At 65.3% G+C, this 18,927-nt stretch carries 16 protein-coding genes; 7 read left to right on the top strand and 9 right to left on the bottom strand.

From position 1 onward, the window contains the following. Nucleotides 1–33 precede the first annotated feature (33 nt). On the bottom strand, nt 34–2,277 hold the full coding sequence (locus V7778_RS00565; RefSeq protein ID WP_335551415.1) for a TonB-dependent receptor plug domain-containing protein: 2,244 nt from the start codon (nt 2,275–2,277) through the stop codon (nt 34–36). Between the two features lie 492 nt (nt 2,278–2,769). Between V7778_RS00565 and V7778_RS00560 the strand changes: the two genes are divergently transcribed. Then, the gene (locus V7778_RS00560) at nt 2,770–4,188 is read left to right on the top strand and encodes a S41 family peptidase (protein WP_335551414.1); all 1,419 of its coding nucleotides are present in this window, start codon (nt 2,770–2,772) and stop codon (nt 4,186–4,188) included. Between the two features lie 132 nt (nt 4,189–4,320). Next, nucleotides 4,321–5,442 (top strand): beta-ketoacyl-ACP synthase III, encoded by a 1,122-nt coding sequence (locus V7778_RS00555; protein ID WP_335551413.1) that lies wholly within the window; start codon nt 4,321–4,323, stop codon nt 5,440–5,442. A 140-nt stretch (nt 5,443–5,582) separates the two neighbouring features. Here V7778_RS00555 and V7778_RS00550 read toward each other — a convergent pair whose 3' ends face one another. From V7778_RS00550 to V7778_RS00530, 5 genes are all read right to left on the bottom strand, one after another. After that, nucleotides 5,583–7,616 (bottom strand): NADPH-dependent 2,4-dienoyl-CoA reductase, encoded by a 2,034-nt coding sequence (locus V7778_RS00550; RefSeq protein WP_335551412.1) that lies wholly within the window; start codon nt 7,614–7,616, stop codon nt 5,583–5,585. A 43-nt stretch (nt 7,617–7,659) separates the two neighbouring features. Beyond that, nucleotides 7,660–8,115: a hypothetical protein gene (locus V7778_RS00545; protein ID WP_335551411.1), complete on the bottom strand. Its 456-nt coding sequence runs from the start codon at nt 8,113–8,115 to the stop codon at nt 7,660–7,662. A 33-nt stretch (nt 8,116–8,148) separates the two neighbouring features. Beyond that, a complete protein-coding gene (locus V7778_RS00540) occupies nt 8,149–8,595 on the bottom strand; it encodes a DUF2721 domain-containing protein (protein WP_335551410.1) in 447 nt (148 codons plus the stop codon). A gap of 67 nt (nt 8,596–8,662) precedes the next feature. Then, nucleotides 8,663–9,619: a prolyl aminopeptidase gene (pip, locus tag V7778_RS00535; RefSeq protein WP_335551409.1), complete on the bottom strand. Its 957-nt coding sequence runs from the start codon at nt 9,617–9,619 to the stop codon at nt 8,663–8,665. Between the two features lie 53 nt (nt 9,620–9,672). Then, entirely contained in the window at nt 9,673–10,998 is a 1,326-nt protein-coding gene (locus V7778_RS00530) for an amino acid deaminase (protein WP_335551408.1), read from the bottom strand. A gap of 579 nt (nt 10,999–11,577) precedes the next feature. Between V7778_RS00530 and V7778_RS00525 the strand changes: the two genes are divergently transcribed. Continuing rightward, entirely contained in the window at nt 11,578–12,780 is a 1,203-nt protein-coding gene (locus tag V7778_RS00525; RefSeq protein WP_335551407.1) for a hypothetical protein, read from the top strand. Beyond that, complete coding sequence (locus V7778_RS00520) at nt 12,777–13,445, top strand: ABC transporter ATP-binding protein (RefSeq protein WP_335551406.1); 669 nt, start codon at nt 12,777–12,779, stop codon at nt 13,443–13,445. Before V7778_RS00525 ends, V7778_RS00520 begins: the two co-directional genes overlap by 4 nt. A 112-nt stretch (nt 13,446–13,557) precedes the next feature. On the opposite strand, the gene phbB is transcribed toward V7778_RS00520, so the two are convergent. Together phbB and V7778_RS00510 are read right to left on the bottom strand one after the other, a co-directional pair. Further along, a complete protein-coding gene (gene phbB / locus V7778_RS00515; RefSeq protein WP_335551405.1) occupies nt 13,558–14,298 on the bottom strand; it encodes an acetoacetyl-CoA reductase in 741 nt (246 codons plus the stop codon). Between the two features lie 50 nt (nt 14,299–14,348). Further along, entirely contained in the window at nt 14,349–15,527 is a 1,179-nt protein-coding gene (locus V7778_RS00510; RefSeq protein ID WP_335551404.1) for an acetyl-CoA C-acetyltransferase, read from the bottom strand. Nucleotides 15,528–15,845: 318 nt separating this feature from the next. On the opposite strand from V7778_RS00510, the gene minC reads away from it, so the two are divergent. From minC to minE, 3 genes are read left to right on the top strand one after another with little or no spacing between them, the layout of a single operon-like run. Further along, the gene (gene minC, locus V7778_RS00505) at nt 15,846–16,619 is read left to right on the top strand and encodes a septum site-determining protein MinC (protein ID WP_335551403.1); all 774 of its coding nucleotides are present in this window, start codon (nt 15,846–15,848) and stop codon (nt 16,617–16,619) included. A 35-nt stretch (nt 16,620–16,654) separates the two neighbouring features. Further along, the gene (gene minD, locus V7778_RS00500; protein ID WP_335551402.1) at nt 16,655–17,470 is read left to right on the top strand and encodes a septum site-determining protein MinD; all 816 of its coding nucleotides are present in this window, start codon (nt 16,655–16,657) and stop codon (nt 17,468–17,470) included. Nucleotide 17,471: 1 nt separating this feature from the next. Further along, entirely contained in the window at nt 17,472–17,723 is a 252-nt protein-coding gene (gene minE / locus V7778_RS00495) for a cell division topological specificity factor MinE (RefSeq protein ID WP_211521554.1), read from the top strand. Nucleotides 17,724–18,207: 484 nt separating this feature from the next. Here the strand turns inward: minE and V7778_RS00490 are convergent, their stop codons facing one another. After that, nucleotides 18,208–18,903 carry a YIP1 family protein gene (locus tag V7778_RS00490; protein ID WP_335551401.1) on the bottom strand — a complete coding sequence of 232 codons (696 nt, stop codon included), beginning with the start codon at nt 18,901–18,903 and terminating at the stop codon, nt 18,208–18,210. Nucleotides 18,904–18,927: the final 24 nt, after the last annotated feature.

Here is an 18,927-nt window from a genome sequence, read left to right as displayed (position 1 = left end):
GCCGGAAAATGTAGCATACGGCCATGGACTGGATCACAGTTTCGTCTCCAGGCGCAGGCCGACTGTTGCATAAGTGCGCGATCGGGTGCTCGTCAATACTTCCGGCAGGCTCACGCTGCGCGCCGTGTCGTAGTCCTGCGACAGCAGGTTGTTGCCGAACAGGCGGACCTGGGTCATGGCGGAGAATTTCCACAATGCGAACAGGTCGAGCTGGCGCTTGGAACCGGTGAAGGCCAGTTCCTCGTTGCTGACCTGAACCAGATAGTCCGGGGTCCAGTTCAGGCTCCCGCCCAGGGTCAGGGGCAGGCCCTTCAGGCGCCAGTCGGCGCCGAGGTTGGCGGTCTGCTCGGCCTGCCCTTCCAGGCGGTTGTGCGGCCCCTGGATGTCTTCGACGTCGCTCCAGAAGCGGCTGTAGTTCGCGCGCAGGTCCACGGCGGGCGCGTCGGCCATCAGGTCGGAGAGCTGGAACTTGGCTTCCAGCTCGATGCCGCTGGTCCTCGCCTTGCCGATATTGACCGGGCGCGAGATCCAGCGCGGGCCCTGGGCGGTCGGGACCTCGCTCACGGCACGGCGGATCAGGTCGTCGACATCGCGCACGAAGCCGCTGGCCGAGACGATGCCCGTGCGGCCGATGTAGTGCTCGTAGGCCAGGTCGATGCCGGTCGCCAGTTCCGGCTTGAGGTCCGGGTTGCCGCTGCGGTCGGGACGCACGAAGGAATTGTCGGCCGAGATGGTCGGCGCCGCGATCATGTCGTTCAGGGGCGCGGCGCGGTAGCTGCGCGTCAGGCTGGCGCGCACCTGGTCCTTGTCCTTGCCGGGGATGCGCCAGACCGTGTGCAGCACCGGGCTCCAGACCCGGCTCTCGTTCTTCACGCTGTTGGCAGTCCCTGAACTGGCCGTGCGGATGCCTTCCCAGCGCAGGCCCAGGTAGGCCGACCAGCGCTCGGTGATGTCGAATTCGTCCTGGGCGAACAGCGCGATGCGGCGCTGGTTGGCGGCCAGGTTGGCGCCCGATTCCTCGTACAGCGGGCTGCCGTCGTCTTCGGCCACCTGCACCTGCTTCAGGCGCGTGGCCTCGACGTCCCAGCCGATCGCCAGCAGATGACCCTTGGCGATCGGCGAGGTGTATTTACCGCCCGTGCTGGCGCCGCGAAAGCGCGTGTCGCCGCGGTCGTTGAACACGCGCAGCGGCTCGCCCGCGAAGCCGTAGGTACGGCGCAGGCTGCTGTTCTCGCTGTTGGCGCCGCCCGCGCCGAACTTGACGTCCAGCTTGGCGCCGCCGTCCATGCGGTGCAGCCAGTTGCCGAACACGCGCCCGAAGGTGGACTCGGAATCGGAGACCTGGTCCAGGCGCGCGTAGTCCGGCTCGCCGCCCAGGCGCGTGACCGTGTTGTCCAGGCGCGAGTCGTTGCGGTTCAGGCCCAGGAAGGGCTGGACCGTGAGCGTGTCCTTGTCGTCGAAGGTATACGTGAAGCGCGGCGAGGCGTGCAGGCCCTTGGAGCGCGCGTCGCTGCGGCCCTCGAGCAGCTGTTCGCTGTCGAGGCTGCCGTCGCGGCGTTCGGTGCGGTCGTAGGTCGTGCTCGCGTTCTCGTTGCGGCCCTGGCGCAGCATCACGTTGGTGAGCCAGCTCAACCGGCCGGATTTGCCCGGCATCGCCAGCGACACGTCGGGCGAATGCAGGCCGCCGGACACGCTGTCGCTGAGGCGGAACTGGATGTCCTTCTGCTGGTAGCCTTCGCGCAGCACGATGTTGATGGTGCCGGCGATCGCCTGGGTACTGTGTTCGGCGACCGGGCCGCGGATCACCTCGATGCGCTCGACCTGGTCGGGCGGCAGCGATTCGAGCGAGAAGCCCGGCGGCGGACGCTCGCCGTTGACCAGCATCTGGGTATAGCCGTTGCCCATGCCGCGCATGCGCACCCCGCCCCCGCCGCGGCCCGGCGGGCCGCCCATGGTCACGCCCGGCAGGCGCTTGAGGATCTCGCCGACATTGCTGTCGCCGTTGCGGTCCAGTTCCTCGCGGCCGAAGATCATCTTCGACGCCGTCGACAGGCGGCGCTGGTCGATGTCGTTGGCGCGGCTGCCGCTGATCGTCACTTGCTGCAGCTTGTCGTCGGCTGCGGGGGGCGCGCTCTGGCCGACATTCTGGCCGGCGTTCTGTTGCGCTCGTTGCGGCTGCTGCGGCCCCGCGGGGGCCTGGCTGTCCTGGCCGGCCGCGCCGGCAGGCAGGGCGGCACCAAGCAGCGCCGCGCAAGCCAGGGAAACATATGTATTCATTCGCGTTCTTGATCTTCGATAGCATGCCGTGGCGCGCAAGCGGCGCGCGGGCGAAAGACCATTCTAGCTGTTGAGAAACAGGCGGCGACCGGGATTAAATTTTTTTTACTTTTCGATACACGCGAGGCCGCGTTTTTCGCATATGCATGTGTTGGGGCGTGACAACAAGCCCAGATGCCGAGGACTGGCCTGGCGCCACGGCAGGTACAATCCAGGCAGAAAAAAGCCCACGGAGGGGGCCGTGGGCAAAGACCACTTCAAGAGTGGAGAGAGAGAAAAACTGGTAATGACTATAAGGCGGCGTTCCTCCCGTCCGCTTGCACTCTTACAATTGCTTACGCTCGTAAAAAGAGCGCTGTCCGCACGCATGTTTGCGCTTGCGCCCGCAACGCGCCGATGAACAGGTTTATACTGGGCTTGCGCTACCTCAGGGGTGTGCGGCGGCAAAAAAGCAGCAGCTTCATCGACGCGCGCAGCCACAACGGGTGACCCATGGGCTCCACATTCAAGAATTCCTGTCTCGTCGGCCTTGGCGCGCTTGCCGGCGTCGCGTTTTCGATGCAGTTCTCGGCCCTGGCCTACAAGCCGGTCGAGGAAGCCATGCCCATGGCCGAACTGCGCCAGCTGGCCGACGTCGTCGGCGTCATCAAGTCCACCTACGTCGAGCCGGTCGAGGACAAGGCCCTGCTGTCGGAAGCGATTTCCGGCATGGTGGCCTCGCTCGACCCCCACTCCGCCTACCTCGACCCGCGCGCCTACCGCGAACTGCGCGAAGGCACCGAGGGCCGCTTCGTCGGCCTCGGCATCGAGATTTCCGAAAGCGAGGACGGCTACGTCGAGATCGTCGCCCCGATCGAGGATTCGCCGGCCTACCACGCCGGCATCAAGGAAGGCGACCTGATCACGCAAATCGACGGCTTCCCGGTGCAGGGCGTGCCGATCGACGAGGCGATCAAGCGCATGCGCGGCGAACCGGGCACCCAGGTCACCCTGACCATCGCGCGCAAGGACGCGCCGGCGCCGCTGCGCTTCACCATCACGCGCAGCGAGATCGTCCAGAAGAGCGTCAAGGCGAAGATGATCGAGCCCGGCTACGCCTGGCTGCGCATCGCCCAGTTCCAGGAACCGACCGTGGACGACATGGCGGCCAAGCTGCAGGCCCTGTACCGCGCGAACCCCGACATGAAGGGCCTGGTGCTCGATCTGCGCAACGACCCGGGCGGCCTGCTGCAGGGCGCGATCGGGGTGGCGGCCGCCTTCCTGCCGAAGGACGCCGAGATCGTCTCGACCAACGGCCAGCTGGCCGACTCCAAGCAGCGCTTCTACGGCCGTCCCGAGTTCTACATGCTGCGCAGCGGCGCCGATCCGCTGGCCAGCCTGCCGCCCGTCTACAAAACCCTGCCGATGGTGGTGCTGGTGAACACCGGCTCGGCCTCGGCCTCGGAAATCGTGGCCGGCGCCCTGCAGGACTACAAGCGCGCCACCATCCTCGGCAGCCAGACCTTCGGCAAGGGCTCGGTCCAGACCATCCGCCCGATCGGGCGCGACGCCGCCGTCAAGCTGACCACGGCGCGCTACTACACCCCGGCCGGGCGCTCGATCCAGGCGCGCGGCATCGTGCCCGACTTCCCGGTCGACGAGACCGCCGACGGCGACGGCCTGAACGCGCTGCGCATGCGCGAGGCCGACCTCGAGCGCCACCTGTCGAACGACCGCGACAAGGAAGTGGCGACCCGCGAGGAAGACATCGAGGAGCAGATGCGCCTGCTGGCCGAGGCGCGCCTGCGCAAGCCGGTCGACTACGGCAGCGACGACGATTTCCAGCTGGCCCAGGCCCTGCGCCACCTCAAGGGCGAACCGGTCCAGCTGTCCAAGCGCGCCGCCGCCACCACCCTGGCCCAGGGCCACTAGGATGCCACCAAGGCCGGCGCCTGGCTTGCTCCCCGCCGCGCCGGACCGCCGGTTTCCACTTTTAGTACGACCGTGTAGAATTTGCGCATCTTACGGGCAAGTCCCGTTATTTCCATTGAAAGTTTGCCTATCATGAAACCTGTCGTCATCAGCGGCACCGGCCTGTTTACGCCTTCGCAATCCATTTCCAACGACGAGCTGGTGACGGCCTTCAACGCCTACGTCGAGCTGCACAACCGCGAGCACGCCGAGGCGATCGCGGCGGGCGAGGTGACGGCGCTGGAACCCTCGAGCAGCGGCTTCATCGAGAAAGCCTCGGGCATCAAGTCGCGCTACGTGATGGAGAAGGAAGGCATCCTGGCCCCGGCCCGCATGACCGCCCGCATCGCCGAACGCGGCGACGAGCAGGTCTCGCTGCAAGCCGAGATGTGCGTGGCCGCCGCGCGCGAAGCGATGGAACGCGCCGGCAAGACCGCGGCCGACATCGACATGGTGCTGGTCGCCTGCAGCAACATGCAGCGCCCCTACCCGGCCATGGCGGTCGAGGTCCAGGAAGCGCTGGGCATCGACGGCTTCGGCTTCGACATGAACGTGGCCTGCTCCTCGGCCACCTTCGGCATCGCCACCGCGGTCGACGCGGTGCGCAATGGCCGCGCACGCGCGGTGCTGATGCTGAACCCGGAAATCACCAGTGGCCACCTGAACTTCCGCGACCGCGACAGCCACTTCATCTTCGGTGACGCCTGCACCGCCGTGATCGTGGAAGCCGCCGAGACGGCCACCAGCGCCCACCAGTGGGAGATCCTGGACAGCCAGCTCAAGACCAAGTTCTCGAACAACATCCGCAACAACTTCGGTTTCATGAACCGCTTCGACGAAGCGGGCGTCGGCCAGCCGGACAAGCTGTTCCGCCAGCAGGGCCGCAAGGTATTCAAGGAAGTCTGCCCGATGGCGGCCGACATGATCGCCACCACGGTGCAGAACGCCGGCCTCGAGATCAAGGATATCTCGCGCTACTGGCTGCACCAGGCCAACCTGAACATGAACCTCCTGATCGCCCGCACCCTGCTGGGCCGCGACGCGACGCCGGAAGAGGCGCCGGTGATTCTCGACACCTATGCGAATACCTCGTCGGCCGGGTCGATCATTGCGTTCCACAAGTACCAGGACGATTTGCCGGCCGGGGCGAATGGCGTCATTTGCTCGTTTGGCGCGGGGTATTCGATTGGGTGCGTGGTGGTGCGTAAAAAATAAGCGTTGCTGGTCTGCTCATAAACCTGGGTCCCCGCCTGCGCGGGATGACGTGCTGAGGCAAAGGTGAAAGGACACCTAGCCTCAAAACCGTCATCCCCGCGCAGGCGGGGACCCAAGTTCCTTCGCGTACCGATAAGAGCTTAAAGCCGCGCCGCCAGCTCCGCCCCTTCCCGGATCGCCCGCTTCGCATCCAGCTCCGCCGCCAGCGCCGCGCCGCCGATCTTGTGGAAGCCCGGTCCTCCGTTGGTCCCTTCCGGCGGCATCAGTTCCGCCAGGCTCTCCTGCCCTGCGCAGATCACCACGTTATCCACTTCCAGCAGGCGCTGTTCGCCGCCGACCGTGATGTGCAGGCCCGCGTCGTCGATGCGGTCGTACTGCACCCCGGCCAGCATGGTCACGCCGTTGCGCACCAGGGTCGCGCGGTGCACCCAGCCCGAGGTCTTGCCCAGTCCCGCGCCGGGACGCGTGGTCTTGCGCTGCAGGAGCCAGACCTGGCGCGCGGGATGCGGCGGGGCCGGCGTGGCCAGGCCGCCCGGGGTCGACACCGACGGGTCGACGCCCCACTCCGCCATCCAGTGGGCGCCGGGCACCGGCAGCGGCACGGCCGGGTCGTGCACCAGGAATTCGCCCATGTCGAAGCCGATGCCGCCGGCGCCGACGATGGCCACCCGGCGTCCCACCGGTTTACCCTCGCGCAGCACGTCCAGGTAGCTCAGCACCTTGGGATGGTCGATGCCTTCGATCCTGGGCTTGCGCGTGGTGATGCCGGTCGCCACCACGACTTCGTCATAGCCCTCGGCCAGCAGCTGCTCGCGCGTGACGCGCTGGTTCAGGCGCAGCGTGACGCCGAGCAGTTCCAGGCGGCGGCCGAAATAACGGATGGTCTCGGCGAATTCCTCCTTGCCCGGCACGCGCATGGCGACGTTGAACTGGCCGCCGATGCGGTCCAGGCCGTCGAACAGGGTGACCTGGTGGCCGCGCTCGGCCGCCACCGTGGCCGCCGACAGCCCGGCGGGGCCGGCGCCGACCACGGCGATGCGCTTGGCCTTGACGGTCTTGCGGAAGACCAGCTCGGTCTCGTGGCAGGCGCGCGGATTGACCAGGCAGCTGGCGCGCTTGTTCTGGAAGGTGTGGTCGAGGCAGGCCTGGTTGCAGGCGATGCAGGTGTTGATCTCGTCGGTGCGGCCGCTGGCCGCCTTGGCCACGAAGTCCGGATCGGCCAGGAAGGGACGCGCCATCGACACCAGGTCGGCGCTGCCGCCGGCCAGCAGGGCCTCGGCCTCTGCCGGCATGTTGATGCGGTTCGAGGCCGCCACGGGGATGCCCACCTCCTTGCGCAGGCGCGCCGCCAGCTCGGCGAAGGCCGCGCGCGGCACCGAGGTCACGATGGTCGGGATGCGCGCCTCGTGCCAGCCGTAGCCGGTATTGAGCAGGTTGACGCCGGCCGCTTCCAGGGCCTTGGCGGTGGCCACCACCTCGTCCCAGGTATTGCCGCCTTCGACCAGGTCGAGCACCGAATGGCGGTACATGATGATGAAGTCCGGTCCGGCGGCGGCGCGGATGCGGCGCACCACCTCCACCGCCAGGCGCATGCGGTTCTCGATCGAGCCGCCCCAGGAATCCGTACGCTTGTTGGTGCGCGCGCACAGGAACTGGTTCAGCAAATAGCCTTCGCTGCCCATCACCTCGACGCCGTCGTAGCCGGCCTGCCTGGCCAGCTTGGCGCAGCGCGCATAGGCGCGGATGGTGGCTTCGATCCCGGCCTCGGTCAGGGGCTTGGGGGTAAAACGCGAGATCGGCGACTTGATGTTTGACGCCGACACCACGAAGGGCTGGTAGCCGTAGCGGCCCGCGTGCAGGATCTGCAGCACGATCTTGCCGCCTTCCTCGTGCACGGCGCGCGTCACCTTGCGGTGGTTGGGCAGGTCGCCCAGGAAGTTCAGGGTGCCGCCGAAGGGCAGCAGCCAGCCCTGGCGGTTCGGCGAGATGCCGCCGGTGACGATCAGGCCGGCGCCGCCGCGCGCGCGTTCGCGGTAGAACGCGGCCAGCTTGCCGTAGTTGTAGAAGCGGTCTTCGAGCCCGGTGTGCATCGAGCCCATGATCACGCGGTTCTTGAGGGTGGTGAAGCCCAGGTCGAGCGGCGCGAGCAGGTTGGGGTAGGCGGTGGTAGTCATCACGGCATTACACCGTGATTTCGTCGAGCCGTGGTTCTAAAATTCAGGCCAGGTGGCTTTCCCTGCTGCGCAGTTCCGCAAAAGCCTCGATGTTGCCGATGCTGACCGTCACCGGATGCAGGCTGGCGCCCGGCGTCAGCGAACGCCAGGCGAACTGCCATTCCTTTTCCTGGGAATGCATGGCGCTCTTCGAGAAGGCCGCGCCCAGGCGCGAGCGGGTGCCGTATTCGACCGGGCCGTCGATGCCGGCCCAGTTGGGCAGCAGGCGCTGCACCGCGCGGTGCAGGCGCTCGCCGAACAGCTCGGTGTTGTGGATGACCAGGCAAGTGTCGGCCGGCGCCAGGACGTCGAACAGGTGCTTGTCCCAGACCGTGGAGAAGGACAGGGTCAGGAAGCCGCCAGAGGGCTCGAGGCGGAACTGGCCGGCGCGCAGGGCCTCGTCCAGGTCGGCGTGCAGCGCGTAGCGGTGCAGGGTGGGGGGGCGTTGGTAGTCGTGCATAGGTTCTTTCGTGATGCGGCTTTCGATACTGCGCTAGCGCCCCTGCTGCAGGGAGTGCAGGTGCTGCTGGCGCATGAAGCGCGAGGCGATGAAGATCTCGCGCAAAAAATAAATGAAGCTGCTGATCAGGCCCATCATCGCGAACACGAAGCAGGCGGCGATGTACTGGTCGAGCGGAAGATTGGTGGTGTCGCCCAGGAACAGCATCGCGATGACCACGCACACCAGCAGGCCGCAGGCGGTGCTGGAGGTGATCGCGTAATTGATCAGGTGCGAGCGCTGGTACAGGGTTTCGAGTTCGGAGGCGTAGTCGCCGTTGGGGCTGACCGTGAGCCGGTCCTCGAGGACCCGGGTGCGGTCGATGATGCGCGCCAGGCGGTTGGTCAGGACCGTCAGCTTGGTGGCGACGCCGGTCAGGAGGAACACCGGCGCGATCGCCAGCTGGATGACGTGGCCGATGTCGCTGATCTGGATATTCATGGGAACGCGTTCGAATTGTTATGGTGCTTTGAGGCTAGTGTAGCAGCCCCCGGGGAGGGGCCGCCTTTCAATCGAAGCGGCCGTGGCGCTTGAACCCTTCGGTCGCCGCCACCAGGGCGCGCGCGATGCCGGTCTCCAGGGCGCCGTGCCCGGCGTCGGGAATCATGTGCAGTTTCGCACCCGGCCAGGCCGCGTGCAGGCGGTAGGCGGACAGCGGCGGGCAGATCACGTCGTAGCGGCCCTGGACGATGAGCGCCGGCAGGTGGGCGATGCGGCCAATGTCGCGCACCAGCTGGTCTTCCTCGACAAAGGCGCCATGCAGCATGTAGTGCGATTCGAGCCGGCCCACGCCCAGGTCGAGGGTATCGGAGGCGGCTTCCTCGGGTTGCGGCAGCAGGAACACGCGCCGGCCTTCGAAGCGGCTCCAGGCGCGCGCGGCCGGCCAGTAGACCGCGGGGTCCTGGCACAGCAGGCGGCTGGCGTAGGCCTTGAGCAGGTCGCCGCGCTCCGCATCGGGAATGGGGGCGACGAATTCCTCGTACAGCTCGGGGTAGAACCAGCGCACGCCGTTGATGAACCACTCGACCTCGTCCTTCGTGCACAGGAAGATCCCGCGCAGCACGAAGCCGAGGCAGCGATCCGGATGCGCCTGGCCGTAGGCCAGCGCCAGGGTCGAGCCCCACGAGCCGCCGAACACCAGCCAGCGCTCGATGCCGAACATCACGCGCAGGCGCTCGATGTCCTCGATCAGGAGCTGGGTGGTGTTGTTGCGCCATTCGCCCAGCGGGGTCGACTTGCCGGCGCCACGCTGGTCGAACAGGATCACGCGGTAGGCGCGCGGATCGAAGAAGCGGCGGTGCTGGGGCGACAGGCCCGCGCCCGGGCCGCCGTGCAGGAACACGACCGGGATGCCCTCGGGATTGCCGACCTCTTCCCAGTAGATCGTGTGCAGCTCGTCGACGGCGAGCATGCCCTGGCGGATGGGCTGGATCGGCGGGAACAGCGACGGCGGCGTGACGGGCATGGCGGCTCTTTGCAAGGGGACAGGAGCCGATTGTAACGTACCGCCCCGCCCTTTCAGAAGAAGGTATTCAGCGCGTAGCGCACGGTGTAGGCCTCGTCCACCGCCAGCAGTACCTGCCACTTGTCGAAGGTGGTGCAGGGATGCGAGATGCCGCAGCCGACCAGGTCGCCCACCGCCAGCGACGCGCACAGCGGATCGCCCTCGGGCAGGCGCAGGTAGGCGTGCTGGTCGTTGAGCTTGACGATGGCGCAGCCCGGCGGCAGCGCGCTCGGCGCGGCGGCGCCGCTGTCCGGACGGTGGCTGTAGAGCGGCACCGGCAGGTCGGCGTCGTAGGACGCGTCGCGCTTGCCCATGGTCAGGATCGCCAGGGTGGGCTCGGGGCGCGACTGCACCATGCTCCAGACTTCCAGCGCCGGGCGCAAGCCGTCCTCGCCCAGGCCTTCGCGCGCTTCGATTTCCGCCATGTGGCGCAGGTAGGTGCCATGGTCGGAGGTCAGGTAGCAGCCGCTGCGCAGCACCGCGCGCACCGGGCGCGACAGCCCGCCGACCTGGGAAAAGCCGCGCGCCACCAGGTCGAAATAGGCCGAGCCGCCGGCCGACAGCAGGATGTCGGGCGTGCCGAACAGGTTTTCTTCGTCGGCGGCGCGCACCAGCGCGGCCAGTTGCGCCAGGAAGTCGTTCACCGCGCGTACGTCCGCGTCCCGGTCGTTCGTCACCAGCAGGCCTTCGTAGCCCTCGAAGCCGGCCAGCGCCAGCCCATCGGCCGCGGCGACCTGGCGCGCCACGTCCATGGCCGCGTCCATCGTGCGGCAGCCGGCGCGCTTGCCGGCCAGGCCCAGCTCGACCAGCACCGGCAGCGGGCGCGCCAGCCCGGCCTCATTCACCGCCTGTGCCAGGCGCGCGGCGCCCTCGGTCGAATCGGCCAGCACCAGGCATTCGAAGTCGGGATCGCCGTGCAGCAGCTCGAGGATGGCCACGATGTCGGCCCGCGCCACCAGCTGGTTGGCCAGCAGCACGCGGCGCACGCCGAATCGGTGCGCCACCTGCACCTGGGCGGCGGTGGCCAGGGTGATGCCCCAGGCGCCGTTGGCGAGCTGGGCGCCGAACAGCTGCGGGCTCATCGTGGTCTTGCCGTGCGGCGCGAGGGTCACGCCGTGGCGCTCGCAAAAGCGGCGCATCCAGTCGAGGTTGTGGCGCAGCGCCGCTTCCTTCAGCACCGCGACCGGAAAGCTGGTATCGCCGCGCAGCACGTTCCAGCCCTGCACGCCGATCGCCCCCTGGCGCAGCGGCTCGCGCAAGGGCAGGCCCTTTGTGCCGGGATGCAGGAGTTGTTCGTCGAGGCTGGACAGGGCCAGCGCGCCATGCGGCAAGCTAGACATAAGGGGGTCCTCTTCATGCCGGTAAAAGACCGACATATTGTAAGTCCGGAGCGGCCGGGAAGGACAGGCGCTCACCAAGAGTCACCAGGGCGGCCAGCTTCCTGGATAATTGCCCCGTCCATTTTGGATATCTGCTCGGCTTCAATCATGTAACCTGGAACATCATAAGAAAATAAATAAACGCGCAAAATAGGCATTCCGCATAATCAATAAGAGCTCTGCATAGAATTATCCATCCAGGCCTGAAAAGCGAAATGAACTGCTATATTGATCCGGTATTTGCAATTTCGCCGATACGCTATCCACATAAAATATAATGGAGAATCACATGCAAGAACTGACCCAACAAGAAATGAATGAAGTCGGTGGCGCCGTGCCCCTGCTGCTGCTGGTCCGCGTCGGCGTTTCGCTGTATTTCTACATGAATGACGCGAAGTAATCCGAAGCATGATGCTATGATTCGGTGCGCAGCTGCATTCGCGTATTGACGGCATTTGATTCAAGCGGGGGCCTTGCCCCCGTATGTACTTCTGCTTCGACCTAACTTGTCGCGGCCATTCCGCACACCAGATTGCAGGCATGATCATTACCCTGTTGCGGATACGTTTCACGTTTTTCAGAGTAAACACCAAGGGTCTATACGACCGCTATCTCGACGTCTGCTTCCTGCTGGCCCTGCTGTTTGCGCCTGCGCTGCTGCAAACACCCACGCTCGCGCTGCGGCCTGTACTGGGTTTTTTTGAGCATCCGCTGGATATTTCGCGGAATCTGCTTCCGGTACTGGGATGGCTGGCGCTTGCCGTTGTATGGGCCCGGATTCACCGCGGCTTCATCCAGGGCGGACGGCTGGCCGAATTTGTCCGCAGTCTTGCGATCACCGGGCGCCAGCTGCACGTCGTCGATCTCGTCATGCTGGTCCTTGGCATGTCCGTCTTCATCGTCATCCTGGCCTGCGCCGCCTGGACAGCCCTGCACGCAAGCGACACCGCCGGCGCCGACGGGCGTTTCTGGTTTTACCTGCCTCTGTTCACCTTCCTGACACTGTCGCTCGCCAAGGACGTCGTGTATGGCGCACATGGAAAGAGCTTCGTGCTGCATCTGGGTGCGCTGCTGGCGCTACTCGCCCCCGCGGCATGGGAGGTGCTGCGCGAACCGCCGGTCCTGTGCGCCCTGTCGGCGTTCCTGATGGCCAATCTGGCCCGCACACGGGCCGAGCCACGCCCGGGAAGCCTTACCCGGCTGGCCTTCCTGGAAAAGCTGGCATGGTGCCCGCCGCTGGTGCTCATGGTGACCAATGTGCGCAGGTTCCTGAATACGCAGTGGCACGATTCGGTCTCGCGGATCCTCTGGGCCGGATTGCCGCTCGCATTCAGCTGGTGGCTGATCGTCATCGTCGGCAAGCGGGAGGACGCCCACCTGTTCGTGCATTTCGCGCTCGGAACCTTTACCGGCGTCCTGGCAGGCTCCTACCGTGCGCTGCTCGACAGCCGCGCCAAGCTGACCGCTTATGCGCGCAGTATCGCGCATGGCGTCCGCATCCTGGCGTTATGCGATCATGTTCTGGTGGCGGCATTGGGCGCCCTGATTTTGATTCCCTGGCTGGTATTGCTCAAAGCCCGGACGGATATTTTTAGCGGTATTTACCTGATCAAGCTTTTCTGTTTTTATACGGCGCTCCTGCTTATTCTCGGCAATAGCTGGATCCAGCTGCATAAAAGGACTGTCGTCGTCAAATTTTGCGTGGCCGCGGCCGGCATGTTTATTGGTGGAACCTTGCTATGATCCCCTCCCCTCCCGTATTGACCTGCAGTGGCCTGCGCAAGCGTTTCGGCGACAAACTGGTCTTCGACCACCTGACGCTGTCGCTTGGCGTGGGCGTGGTGGCGCTGACAGGAGAGAACGGTTCCGGCAAATCGACCCTGTTATCCCTGCTCTGCGGCATCCACGCTCCCGATGCGGGCGATATCGTCATTGCCGGGCATGACCTGCGGAAGGATCCGGTCCGGGCCAAAAGCCGGCTGGCCTTCGTCCCGGACGAGCCGGTTGCCTACGACTTCATGACGGGTTTCGAATACCTGACGATGATGCTCACCCTGAAGCGCATGCGCCCGGAGGAACACGATCCGGCCATCCTCGAACGCTTCCATATCGACCCCTACCGCCACCTGCAGTTCAAAGATATGTCCCTTGGCACCCAAAGAAAGTTCATGCTGGCCGGTGGCCTGCTGGGCAAGCCTGCGGTCCTGTTGATGGACGAGCCGACCAATGGCCTGGATGCGGCGTCCAAGGCCACCCTGGCGGCCTTGGTCAATGAGCGCCGCCACGATACCCTGGTCCTGTTCAGCACCCACGACCACGTCTTCATGGCAATGACCGAAGCGTGCGTACTGGCGCTGCCGGAAGCGGCGGCTGGACATGGCACGGTGGCGCTTGCCGTCTCCGCGTAGGCGAGCCGGAAAGGTCCAGCCGGATGGCGCCCGTGATGGCGCCCGAAACAAAAAAAGCCCGGGCGATTGCTCGACCCGGGCCCGAGAGCGCAAGGCGCTGATCAACGAGTGATCAATACATGTGCTGGCCGCCGTTGATGGCGATGTTGGCGCCGGTGACGAAGGCCGCTTCGTCCGAGGACAGGTAGGCCACCAGGCCCGCCACTTCTTCGGGCTTGCCAAGGCGGCCCATCGGAATCTGCGGGATGATCTTGGTTTCCAGGACTTCGCTCGGGATGTCCATCACCATCTTGGTGCCGATGTAGCCCGGCGAGATGGTGTTGACGGTCACGCCCTTGCGCGCCACTTCCAGCGCCAGCGCCTTGGTGAAGCCGTGCATGCCGGCCTTGGCCGCCGAATAGTTGGTCTGGCCGAAGGCGCCCTTCTGGCCGTTGACCGACGAGATGTTGATGATCCGGCCCCAGCCGCGCTCGACCATGCTGTCGCAGACCGGCTTGGTCATGTTGAACACCGAATCCAGGTTGGTCTTCATGACCGCGTCCCAGTTGACCTTGTCCATCTTCTTGAAGGTCATGTCGCGGGTGATGCCGGCGTTGTTGACCAGGACGTCGACCGGGCCGATGTCCTGCACCACCTGACGCACGCAGTCCTGGGCCGAGTCGTAGTCCGACACGTCGCAGGCATAGGCCTTGAAGTCGTAGCCCTGCTCGCGCATGCTGCTGAGCCAGTTATCCACCTTCGTGTTACCCGGTGAAAAAGTAGTAACGACCGTATACCCCAATGCAGCCAGCTTGATGCAGACCGCTTCACCCAGGCCGCCCATGCCGCCCGTCACTAATGCCACTCTAGCCATCGTCTTCTCCAGTGTTGGTATTCGTCGTTTCCCTATGCGCTACCCGTCTGTCAGTCGCGTTCGACCGCCAGCGCCACGCCCATGCCGCCGCCGATGCACAGGCTGGCCAGGCCGCGCTTGGCATCGCGCCTGATCATTTCGTGCAGCAGGCTGACCAGGACGCGGCAGCCGGACGCACCGATCGGGTGGCCCAGCGCGATCGCGCCGCCGTTGACATTGATCTTCGAGGTGTCCCAGCCCATTTCCTTGTTGACGGCAATGGCCTGGGCGGCGAAGGCCTCGTTAATTTCCATCAGGTCCACGTCCTCGTGGCGCCAGCCGGCTTTCTCCAGGCACAGGCGCGAAGCCGTGACCGGCCCCATGCCCATGACGGTCGGGTCGATGCCGGTCGAGGCATAGGCCTTGATGCGCGCCAGCGGCGCCAGGCCCAGCTCGCGCGCCTTGGACGCGCTCATCATGATCACGGCGGCCGCGCCGTCGTTCAGGCCGGACGCGTTGCCGGCGGTGACGCTGCCTTCCTTGTTGAAGGCCGGACGCAGGCTGGCCAGCGCTTCCAGCGTGGTGCCGTGCTTCGGGTATTCGTCGCTGTCGAACACGATCGCGCCCTTCTTGGACGGGATCTCGATCGGGATGATCTCGTCCTTGAAGCGGCCTTCCTTCTGGGCGGCCTCGGCCTTGAGCTGGGATTGCAGCGCGAACTCGTCCTGCTCGGCGCGCGAGACCTCGTGCTTGCGCGCGACGTTCTCGGCCGTTACGCCCATGTGGTACTGGTTGTAGGCATCCCACAGGCCGTCCACGATCATGGTGTCGGTCATCTTGATGTCGCCCATGCGGAAGCCGTCGCGCGAACCGTTGAGCACGTGCGGGGCGGCGCTCATGTTCTCCTGGCCGCCGGCGATGACGATCGAGGCATCGCCGCAGCGGATCGCCTGGGTGGCCAGGTGGGTGGCCTTGAGGCCGCTGCCGCAGACCTGGTTGATGGTGCTGGCCGGCACCGAATTGGGCAGGCCGGCCTTGATGGTGGCCTGGCGGGCCGGATTCTGGCCGACACCGGCGGTGAGCACCTGGCCCATGATGACTTCGCTGATGGCCGCGGGATCGATGCCCGTCTTGGCGAGGAGGTGGCGGATCACATGCGCGCCGAGTTCGGCGGCGGGGATCTTGGCGAGCGTGCCGCCGAACTTGCCGACGGCGGTGCGGCCTGCGGCCACGATAACTACGTCTTCCATGTCGATCTCCGTTCTGCCGGCCGTTCCGGCCGGGTTTGTCGAGATGGCGGCGATGCCGCCAGCATCCCTTGATTGGCGCCAGGGTTGCGAAACCCAAGCATATTACGTTCCGTGCCCTGCCCATGTTTGAGCAAAATCAATCTTATCAGCTTATTCACGGAATACAACCGCCGGTGAACCGCCTTTCGGCGGATGGCGCGACTTATTTTTTGGGTTTAGCAAAGCATCAATTTCCCCTAGGAATGATGCGCACGGTCTGACCTTTTCCGTAAATTTCACAGTAGAATGCACGAGCGCAACGCCAACCATTCCCGTTTTATGCCGAAAACCACGCTGCCCATCGAAATCAAGATCTCCACGGTCGTCGCCATCTCGACGATCCTGCACTCGGCCGATCCGGTGGCCATCGATGCGGCCCTGACCCAGATGACCGGGGGCGTCTCCGACTTCTTCGAGGACGAATTCGCGGTGATCGACGTGGCGGCGATCGCGCACGAGAGCCCGGCCATCGACTGGCCGGCCCTGGTTTCCCTGCTCAAGAAATACCGGCTCAACGCCGTGGCGGTGCGCGGCGCGACCCCGGCGATGGCCGAGGCGATCCGCGCCCACGGCCTGGCCCTGGACGACGGCTCGAGCGGCGCGCGCGCGCCGGAGAACGTGGCGCCGGCCGCTGCGCCGACCGCTGTTCCCGAACCCGCTCCGGCCCCTGCGCCCGAGCCCGCGCCGGCTCCCGCGGCGCCACCCCCGGCCATGATCATCGACACCCCGGTGCGGGCCGGCCAGCGCATCTATGCGCGCGGCGGCGACCTGATCATCACTGCGGTCGTCAACAACGGCGCGGAAATCATCGCCGACGGCAGCATCCATGTGTACGCGCCGCTCAACGGACGCGCGCTGGCGGGCGCCTCGGGCGACGCCGGGGCCCGCATCTTCGCCCTGTCGATGCAGCCCGAGCTGGTCTCGATCGCCGGCGTGTACCGCACCTTCGACGACGGATTCCCGAACGACCAGGCGCGCCAGCCGACGCAAGTCCGGCTGGTCGGCGACCGGATCGACATCCAGTCGCTGGCGCTGGCATCGACCCGCGCCTGAATCCCGCATTCACAGATATTGAAAAGGACCTTTTTGTGGCAAGAATTATTGTTGTGACGTCCGGCAAGGGCGGTGTGGGCAAAACCACCTCGAGCGCGAGCTTCTCGAGCGGGCTGGCGATGCGCGGCTACAAGACCGCGGTCATCGACTTCGACGTCGGCCTGCGTAACCTCGACCTGATCATGGGCTGCGAACGCCGCGTGGTGTACGACCTGATCAACGTCATCAACGGCGAAGCGACCCTGCACCAGGCGCTGATCAAGGACAAGCACTGCGACAACCTGTTCATCCTGCCGGCCTCGCAGACGCGCGACAAGGACGCGCTGAGCGAAGAAGGCGTCGAGACCGTGCTCAACGAGATGGTCAAGATGGGTTTCGATTTCATCATCTGCGATTCGCCGGCCGGCATCGAGCACGGCGCCCTGATGGCCCTGACCTTCGCCGACGAGGCGATCGTCGTGACCAACCCGGAAGTCTCGTCGGTGCGCGACTCGGACCGCATCCTCGGCATCCTGCAGGCCAAGTCGCGCCGCGCCCAGAGCGGTTCGGAGCCGGTCAAGGAACACCTCCTGATCACCCGCTACTCGCCGAAGCGCGTCGAAGCCGACGAAATGCTTTCCTACCAGGACGTGCAGGAAATCCTGCGCATCCCGCTGATCGGCATCATTCCGGAATCGGAATCGGTGCTGCACGCCTCGAACCAGGGCAACCCGGCGATCCACTTCAAGGGTACCGACGTGGCCGATGCCTACGAGGACGTGGTGTCCCGTTTCCTCGGCGAGGAACGCCCGCTGCGCTTCACGAGCTACGAGAAGCCGGGCCTGTTCCAGCGTATTTTCGGAGCAAAATGATATGCCGCTGCTCAATTTCCTCTTCCCTGAAAAAAAGAAGAGCGCGACAGCCGCCAAGGAACGCCTGCAGATCATCATCGCACGCGAACGCAGCAGCCGCACGGGCCCGGATTTCCTGCCGGCCCTGCACCGCGAGCTGATCGAGGTGATTTCGAAGTACACCAAGGTCAACCCCGACGATATCAAGATCTCGCTCGACCGCCAGGGCAACCTGGAAGTGCTCGACGTGAACGTCGTGCTGCCCGACGCCTGATCCGTTCAAGGCACGTCGAAAAACCTGCTGCGCGTTGCGTGTGCGATCTGCGATGCTCATCGTACGCCTGTACGATTGCGCTTCTCGAACGCAACTGCTGCCGCTCGCGACGGTTTTTCGACGTGCCCGTAGGCGCTCCCGACAATGCCCGCCGCGTGCGGGCATTGTCGTTTTCAGGGCCGGCGTGAAGATCAGGTAATGATGAAGATCATGGCAGCGGCGCCGAACATTCCCACTGCCCAGATGACTTCATACTCTTCTTGCTGCAGCGGGGCTTCGATCATGTCCAGCTGTTGAATGTCCAGATTCATTTTTTATCCTTTCAGTTTATTAAGAAGTTATTTAAACAAGGTAAAACAACACAACATCTCGCGCATGCCGATTCATTGCAGGAACATACAACCACCCGCATCAATCAGCCTGCACGACTTTCCGGCAAATACATGGTGCCGATCAGCTTTTCATTCATGACAACCAGGTGACCTCAGCCGAATACGAGGATTTTTGCCGCCCAGGCGCCGTAGACGATGGCCAGCGGAAGCAGGCACAGGCCGATACAGGCGCCGGTGCTGCGCCCCGTCCAGACGCGCAGGCCGAGCACGGCCAGGACGCAGGACCAGAGCACCGACAGGTCGAGCCCGGCGGCGAAGCCGGCCCAGGGATGGCTGTTCGGCAGCTGCAGGAACAGGGTGTTGATGGAGACCATCGACAGGTCTTCCGGCGCCACGCGGCCGTCGGAGGTCAGGATCTGGAAGGCCATCAGCGGCAGCAGCAGCAGGCGCGGCACGCTGGTCCACACGCAGAAGGCGAACCAGTCGCGATAGCGCAGGCCGGTGTCCGTGATCTTGCCGACGATCGAGTAATAGATGGCGAACACGGCGAAGGAGAGCGGTGTGATGATCAGGGTCGCCGCCAGCGAGCTGTTGGTAATGAAGGCCGGGGTCATCATCGAGCGCGTCGATTCGCGCTGCTCGTCGCTGAAGTCCGGATTCGCAGCCAGGGTATGGTCGACCAGCCAGCCGAAATCGACCGTCTGGTAATACCACCAGTACACGAGGGCGGTGCCCAGGGTGACGGCGACCAGCGGCAGCCAGCTCGAGGTGCGCGCCCGGAGGCGGTCGAAAGCGGTGCTCGGGTCGAAGAACATACCCGACATGATGGAGAGGGGCGTAGCGGACATGAGGAACCTGCTAGTTAAGGGTGG

The sequence above is a fragment of the Massilia sp. DD77 genome (assembly GCF_036961685.1).
GTDB lineage: Bacteria > Pseudomonadota > Gammaproteobacteria > Burkholderiales > Burkholderiaceae_D > Telluria.
The sequence above is the reverse complement of the archived record's forward strand: the minus strand, read 5'-3'. Positions and strand labels throughout refer to the sequence as shown.